General features: G+C 68.5%; 7 protein-coding genes and 2 pseudogenes. 7 read left to right on the top strand and 2 right to left on the bottom strand.

Annotation, left to right across the window (positions count from 1 at the left end; translation table 11 throughout):
* Positions 1-501, top strand: a 501-nt coding sequence (pdxT, locus tag J7E68_RS12685) for a pyridoxal 5'-phosphate synthase glutaminase subunit PdxT (protein ID WP_215173134.1), incomplete at its 5' end; no start/stop codon positions are given.
* Here the strand turns inward: pdxT and J7E68_RS12680 are convergent.
* Together J7E68_RS12680 and J7E68_RS12675 are read right to left on the bottom strand one after the other, a co-directional pair.
* On the bottom strand, positions 480-1877 hold the full coding sequence (locus J7E68_RS12680; RefSeq protein WP_215173132.1) for an aminotransferase class V-fold PLP-dependent enzyme: 1398 nt from the start codon (positions 1875-1877) through the stop codon (positions 480-482). The genes pdxT and J7E68_RS12680 overlap by 22 nt on opposite strands.
* Before the next feature lie 43 nt (positions 1878-1920).
* The gene (locus J7E68_RS12675) at positions 1921-2607 is read right to left on the bottom strand and encodes an alpha/beta hydrolase-fold protein (protein WP_215173130.1); all 687 of its coding nucleotides are present in this window, start codon (positions 2605-2607) and stop codon (positions 1921-1923) included.
* Positions 2608-2693: 86 nt separating this feature from the next.
* On the opposite strand from J7E68_RS12675, the gene J7E68_RS12670 reads away from it, so the two are divergent.
* The 6 genes and pseudogenes from J7E68_RS12670 to J7E68_RS12645 all read left to right on the top strand — a co-directional run.
* Positions 2694-3455, top strand: coding sequence for a YebC/PmpR family DNA-binding transcriptional regulator (locus J7E68_RS12670; protein ID WP_215173128.1), 762 nt, complete (start codon positions 2694-2696; stop codon positions 3453-3455).
* A 45-nt stretch (positions 3456-3500) separates the two neighbouring features.
* Positions 3501-4082 (top strand): crossover junction endodeoxyribonuclease RuvC, encoded by a 582-nt coding sequence (gene ruvC, locus J7E68_RS12665; protein WP_215173127.1) that lies wholly within the window; start codon positions 3501-3503, stop codon positions 4080-4082.
* A gap of 46 nt (positions 4083-4128) precedes the next feature.
* Positions 4129-4596 (top strand): annotated as a pseudogene (gene ruvA, locus J7E68_RS12660) (Holliday junction branch migration protein RuvA); the annotation flags it as partial.
* Positions 4589-5614 carry a Holliday junction branch migration DNA helicase RuvB gene (gene ruvB / locus J7E68_RS12655; protein WP_215173124.1) on the top strand — a complete coding sequence of 342 codons (1026 nt, stop codon included), beginning with the start codon at positions 4589-4591 and terminating at the stop codon, positions 5612-5614. The pseudogene ruvA and the gene ruvB, both read left to right, overlap by 8 nt.
* Before the next feature lie 81 nt (positions 5615-5695).
* Entirely contained in the window at positions 5696-6121 is a 426-nt protein-coding gene (gene yajC / locus J7E68_RS12650) for a preprotein translocase subunit YajC (RefSeq protein ID WP_215173136.1), read from the top strand.
* 56 nt (positions 6122-6177) lie between these two features.
* A pseudogene (locus J7E68_RS12645) lies at positions 6178-6879 on the top strand (protein translocase subunit SecD); the annotation flags it as partial.

Raw genomic sequence — 6879 nt, 5'->3', positions numbered from 1 at the left:
GACGAGCTTGCGGCCGTGGGCGGGCTGGTGTGCCCGGGCGGCGAATCGAGCGTGATCGACAAGCTGTCGCGCATCTTCGGCATGCAGGAGCCGATTCGCGCGGCGATCGCCGCCGGGCTTCCCGTGTACGGAACCTGCGCCGGATTGATCCTCCTGGCCGACGACCTGCTCGACGGGATCGACGGACAGCAGTCGTTCGGCGGGATGGATATCGCGGTGCGACGCAACGCGTTCGGACGCCAGACCGAGTCCTTCGAGATCGAGCTGGGGGTCCCGGCCCTCGGCGACGCTCCGGTGCACGCGACATTCATCCGTGCACCCATCGTCGAGCGGGTGGGGGAGAGCGTCGACGTACTGGCGACCCTGCCTGACGGAGGGATCGTCGCGGTGCAGCAGGGGGCGCTCCTCGGCACGAGCTTCCACCCCGAGGTCGACGGCGAGACACGGTTCCACGAGCGCTTCCTCGCTCTCGCCCGCGACTACGAGGCTGCGGGCGTCTGATCGGCGACGAGACCTCGGATCGCGGTGACGGTGCGGGCGACGTCGTCCGACGTGGTCGCCCACGATGACATCGAACAGCGAAGCGCTGCTCGCCCACGCCAGGCCGCCCCGGTCAACGCGGCGGTGCCCTCGGCGAGCACGGCTTCGCCCAGCGCTCGGGTCGCCTCATCGGAGTCGAGGCAGAACATGACCTGCGTGTAGTCGACCTCGTTCAGGACGCGGATGCCGTCGATCGACGCGAGCCCGGACGCCATCGACACGGCGTTCTCGTGCAGTCGGTCGATCAGTCGGGCGATCCCGCGTCGGCCGAGGCTGCGCATCGCAGCCCATGCCGGAACGCCCCGGGCGCGGCGGGAGAGCTCCGGCGTGACATCCCACGGATCCAGGCTCGTATAGACGAGGTAGTCGCCGCCGGTGCGGAAGGCGGCGATCGAATCCGCAGGGTCACGGACGATCGCCATCCCGCAGTCGTACGGCACGTTGAGGGTCTTGTGCGCATCGGTCGCCCAGGAGTCGGCCAGCTCCACCCCGGTGGTCAACCGCTGCAGCGACGGCGATGCGGCCGCCCACAGTCCGAATGCTCCGTCGATGTGCACCCAGGCGCCGTGCTCGTGCGCGATCGGGATGAGAGACGCGAAGTCGTCGAACGCGCCCGTGTGCACCTCGCCCGCCTGCAGGCAGACGATGAGCGGCCCGGATGTCTCGTCGAGCGTCTTCCGCAGCGCACCCGGACGCATGCGTCCCTGGTCGTCGGAGTCGACCACGATCAGCTCGTTCGTGCCGAACCCGAGAAAGCGGGCCGCCCTGTCGATGGAGCCGTGACGATCGGCGCCGACGACGAACCTCACGGCCGGTGATCCGCGCAGGCCCTGTTCGGTCAGGTCCCAGCCGGCGCGGGCGAGGACGGCACTGCGGGCGGTCGCGAGACACGTGAAGTTCGCCATCTGCCCGCCGGTGACGAAGCCCACGCTCGAGGAATCGGGCAGGCCGAACAGATCGAGCATCCACTGCCCGGCGACGCGCTCCATCGCGACCGTCGTGGGAGTGAGGCTGGCCGAGCCGGAGTTCTGGTCCCAGGCCGACACGAGCCAGTCGGCGGCAAGGGCTGCCGGATGCGTGCCGCCGATCACGAAGCCGAAGAAGCGCCCGCCGGGAATCGCAACCAGGCCGGGGTCTGCGCGCGACGCGATCTCCTCCACCACGAGCGCGGGGTCGAGCCCCTCCTCGCGCAGGGGACCGCCGAATGCCTGCAGCATCTCGTCCAGGCTCGCGCGCGGCCACACCGGTCGATCGTCGAGCGTTGCGAGGAACTCCGTCGCGCGGAGGTGAGCGACGTCGAGAGCACGCGTTCTGTCGTCGGAGCCACTGTGGTCCATGGGTCAGGACTACACCCGCGAGCCTCCTCGCACCAGACGGATATCAGCCGAGACGTCGGTGGGAGAGCAGCCAGTCATAGAACTGGGGGTTCTCGTACGTCGCTGTCCAGGAATCGTGGCCGACGCCCGCATATCGCGTGAACCGCACATCGGTGCCGAGGGATCGGAGCTCGGTCACGATCTGCTCCGTGGCGGAGATCGGCACGACGTCATCGGCGTCGCCGTGGAAGGTCCACACGGGCAACCTCTGGATGGGCGCAGCGCTCTGCATCCACAGTCCACCGCAGATCGGCGCGATCGCGGCGAAACGATCGGGATAGCGCACCGCCATGCTCCAGGCGCCGAACCCGCCCATGCTCAGTCCGGTCATCGATATCCGCATCGGATCCACGCGGTAGTCCGCGACGACCTCGTCCAGCAGGCCGGACAGCGTCGAGAGCTCCGTGACCCACTGACTCGACTCGGCGCACTGGGGCGTGACGAGCACGAAAGGGAACTCTTGGCCGGCGTCCGCGAGCTGAGGAGGACCGTGCAGTGCGGCGCTCTCGAGGTCAGAGCCCCGTTCGCCCGCACCATGCAGGAACAGCACGAGGGGCCAGCGTCTGTCCGCATCGGCGTCGTAGTCTTCCGGCAGGTGGACCAGGTACCGCAGGGTATCGGCCGGTGTCGGATCTCCGTCGCGCACATCTGACGAGCGGAGGGCAGGAGTGACGTGTTGCGATCTGCGCATGCTTACATACTGCGCCACTCGCGCCGTTCGTTAGAATGGACGATGCGCTGAGCGCGAGCTCATGCGGATACGACGAGCGGAGAATTATGTCCGGGCATTCCAAGTGGGCCACCACGAAGCACAAGAAGGCCATCATCGACTCCAGGCGCGCCAAGTCCTGGGCCAAGCTCATCAAGAACATCGAGGTCGCCGCCAAGCTCGGCGGCGCAGACCTGCAGGGCAACCCCACTCTGTTCGACGCCGTTCAGAAGGCGAAGAAGACGTCGGTCCCGAAGGACAACATCGACCGCGCGGTGAAGCGCGGCGCGGGCATCGGCGGTGAAGCCGTCGAGTACACCTCGATCATGTACGAGGGCTACGGCCCCAACGGCGTCGCGATGATGATCGAGTGTCTGACCGACAACAAGAACCGCGCAGCGGCCGAGGTGCGCACAGCTCTCAGCCGCAACGGCGGAACCCTCGCCGACCCGGGCAGCGTCGCCTACAACTTCAGCCGCAAGGGCGTCATCGTCGTCGGGTCCGAGGGCACCACCGAAGACGACGTCATGATGGCGGCTCTCGAGGCCGGCGCGGAAGAGATCGAGCCCCACGCCGAGGGCTTCGAGATCATCACCGAGGCGACCGATCTCGTCACCGTCCGCAGCGCGCTGCAGGATGCGGGCATCGACTACGAGTCGGCTGACGTCGAGTTCGTGCCGAACCTGAAGGTCGAGATCGACGCCGACACGGCGCGCAAGATCTTCCGCCTGATCGACGCACTCGAAGACAGTGAAGACGTGCAGAACATCTTCACGAACTTCGACCTCACCGCCGAGGTGCAGGCCGAGCTCGAGAACGACGACGCGTAGGCGCGGCGAGCGTCCCGACGCGATGACGGCCAATAGCCTGGGGGAGTGACCTCCTCGCTTCGCGTACTCGGCATCGACCCCGGACTCACCCGGTGCGGCGTCGGGGTCGTCGACGTCGACGGTTCGCGCCGGGGAACGCTCGTGCACGTCGGTGTCATCCGATCGGCGCCCGACCTGCCGATCGGGGAGCGCCTCGCGCTCGTCGCGGCCGGAATCCGCGAGGTCATCGCCGCCCACAGCCCCGACGCCGTCGCGGTCGAGCGCGTCTTCGCCCAGCAGAACACCCATACGGTGATGGGTACGGCGCAGGCGAGCGGCGTGGCCCTGCTGCTCGCCGCCGAGGCGGGCCTTCCCGCCGCCACGCACACCCCCAGCGAGGTCAAGGCGGCCGTCACCGGCTACGGCTCGGCAGACAAGCGTCAGGTGCAGTCGATGATTGCCCGCATCCTTCGGCTGGATGCGCCCCCGCAGCCCGCGGACGCGGCGGATGCGCTCGCGATCGCCCTGTGCCATGCCTGGCGTCGTGGCGCGGCCGGAGCCCGGGGGGCGGAGGCTCTGACGCCGGCGCAACGGGCGTGGGCCGACGCGGAGCGTGTCGCTCGAACATATCTACGACCCGGTGCGTAGGCTGGGATGATGATCTCCTCGCTGCACGGCGCTGTCCTCCACTNNGCACACGAGCCTCATCGTGCGTGAGGATGCGCTGTCGCTCTACGGCTTCGCGGACCGCAGCGAACTGGAGATCTTCGGCCTGCTGATCAGCGTCACCGGCGTCGGGCCGAAGTCCGCCCTCGGGGTGCTCTCGCACCTCACGGTCGATCAGATCGCCGACGCCGTGACCTCGGAAGACGATGCGCCCTTCCGCCGTGTCTCGGGGATCGGACCGAAGACGGCGAAGCTCATCGTCCTGCAGCTCGCAGGCAAGGTGCATCCGGTCGGGACCCCCTCGAAGCCTGTTTCGAGCGGCCCAGTCGACGTGGTCGATCAGGTCACCGCAGCACTGGTCGGGCTCGGGTGGTCCGAGAAGGTCGCAGCCGAGGCCGCCGCGCAGACCGCAGCAGACGCGACGGAGGCCGAGCGTGCGAGCGTCGCTCCGCTGCTGCGACGCACTCTGGCGCTTCTGGGACCTGCGCGTGTCTGACGCCCGCGACGCCATGGAGCCGGCGGACGACACGGAGCTCGCGATCGAGGGCGCCCTGCGCCCCACGAGTCTCGGCGAGTTCGTCGGTCAGCAGAAGGTGCGCGGCCAGCTCCAGCTGCTGCTCGACGCCGCACGCATCCAGCACCGCCCGCCCGACCACATCCTGCTCGCGGGCCCTCCGGGGCTCGGAAAGACCACGCTCGCGATGATCGTCGCCCACGAGAGCGAGCGGCCGCTCCGACTCTCCAGCGGTCCCGCGATCCAGCACGCGGGCGATCTCGCAGCGCTCCTGTCGAGCCTCGTGCCGGGCGAAGTGCTCTTCATCGACGAGATCCATCGGATGGCGCGCTCTGCGGAAGAGATGCTGTACCTCGCGATGGAGGACTTCCGCATCGACATCATGGTCGGCAAGGGTGCGGGGGCGACCAGCATCCCTCTCGAACTCGCCCCGTTCACCCTCGTCGGTGCGACCACACGATCGGGACTGCTCCCGAACCCCCTGCGGGATCGCTTCGGCTTCACCGGCCACCTCGAGTTCTACGACGAGTCAGACCTCGAGCGGGTGATCGATCGCTCGGCCCAGGTTCTCGGGGTCGACCTGCCGCGTGATTCCCTGTCGGGGATCGCGCGCCGCTCGCGTGGAACACCCCGCATCGCGAACAGGCTGCTGCGTCGGGTGCGGGATTACGCGCTGGTCCACGGCGGCGGCGCCGCGACGCTGGAGGGCGTCAGAGCAGCACTCGAGCTCTACGACGTCGATCCGATCGGTCTCGACAGGCTCGACCGCGCCGTGCTCGAACTGCTCGTCCGGCGTTTCCGTGGCGGACCCGTCGGGCTCAGCACCCTCGCGGTCGCCGTCGGCGAGGAGGCCGAGACGGTCGAGAGCGTCGTCGAGCCGTACCTCGTGCGCATCGGTTTCCTGGGTCGCACCCCGCGGGGTCGCGTCGCCATGCCCGAGGCCTACGCCCATCTCGGTGTCGCACACCCGGACGGGGCGCTTCGCCTTGATGACCTATAATCGCTGAAGACTTCCCCCCGATAGAACTGCGCGCCCTTCTCCGGTGCGCGCACCTGCGAAAGGCCCATTGCCACCATGCCCATGGAAATCCTCCTCTTCGGCCTTCTCGCCGTTCTCGTCGTCTTCATGTTCGTCAACGGGCGCAAGCGTCAGAAGCAGATGAAGGCGGAGCAGGAGGAGAAGGCGACCAAGACCGTTCCCGGTGTGAAGGTCCTGCTCCAGGGCGGCATCTACGGCACGATCGTCGCGTACGACCACGACGACCTCGACTCGCCCGCTCTCGTCGAGATCGCACCCGGAACCGTCATCGAGGTGCACAGCCAGGCGATCCTCCGCATCGTCGAGCCCAAGGACGACGTGGTGATCGTCGATGACGTCGACTCCGACGTGGTCGTGGTCGACGAGACGCCCCTCGTGAACGACGTCCCCGTCGTCGACGACGCTCCCGTGGTCGAGACCACCGAGGAGACGCGTCGACGCCTCGAGCGCGACGCCGACGACAAGTAACCTCCGCACCGCAGCGGTACCTCGGCACCCTCGGCATCCAAGAAAGCTGATCACACGTGGCCACTTCTTCCCCGGTCCGTCACGCCTGGCGGGTCCTTCTGGGCCTCCTCCTGGTGACGGGCGTCCTCTTCGGCATCAACGCTCTCGGCGTGCACGTCTTCGAGAAGAGCTCGTGGACCCCCGAACTCGCGCTCGACCTGCAGGGTGGAACGCAGATCGTGCTGAGTGCCGAGACCGAAGACGGCGCCGCACCGTCGGCTGAGCAGCTCGACCAGGCTGCCGCGATCATCCGTCAGCGTGTCGACGCTGCGGGCGTCGCCGAAGCGGACATCACGACCGAGGGCGGCCGCAACATCGTCGTCCAGATCCCCGGAGCCGCTGATGNNATCCAGTCGAGCGCGCAGCTGCAGTTCCGCCCGGTGCTCGCCACGACCGCGGCGTCGACCGAGTTCGTGGGGGAGGACGGCAATTCCACGCCGTTCCCGACTCCCGATGACTCGTTGAACGCCACGCCGACCGCGACGCCGACCGACGCCAGTGACCTGAATTGGGTGACGGATCGGCTGGCGGCAGAGTTCCAGGCCTACGACTGCACGAACCCCGACAACGACCCGTCGCGTGCCCCGCAGGACCAGCCTCTGGTCGCCTGCGACCCGACCGGTCAGGCCAAGTACCTGCTCGGGCCGACCGAGCTCACCGGCACCGCGATCACCGACGCCACGGCCGGACGCGACCCGCAGTCGGGTGCCTGGCTGGTG

This window comes from Microbacterium sp. ISL-103, from assembly GCF_018613995.1.
Classification (GTDB): Bacteria; Actinomycetota; Actinomycetes; order Actinomycetales; family Microbacteriaceae; genus Microbacterium.
Note: the sequence above shows the minus strand (reverse complement) of the source record. Positions and strands in the feature narration are given on the sequence as shown.

Bases quoted from the DNA above. Each gene is read 5' to 3' on its own strand.
- yajC (WP_215173136.1), top strand. From the start codon at position 5,696: ATGGAAATCCTCCTCTTCGGCCTTCTCGCCGTTCTCGTCGTCTTCATG.
- J7E68_RS12670 (WP_215173128.1), top strand. From the start codon at position 2,694: ATGTCCGGGCATTCCAAGTGGGCCACCACGAAGCACAAGAAGGCCATC.
- J7E68_RS12675 (WP_215173130.1), bottom strand. From the start codon at position 2,607: ATGCGCAGATCGCAACACGTCACTCCTGCCCTCCGCTCGTCAGATGTG.
- J7E68_RS12680 (WP_215173132.1), bottom strand. From the start codon at position 1,877: ATGGACCACAGTGGCTCCGACGACAGAACGCGTGCTCTCGACGTCGCT.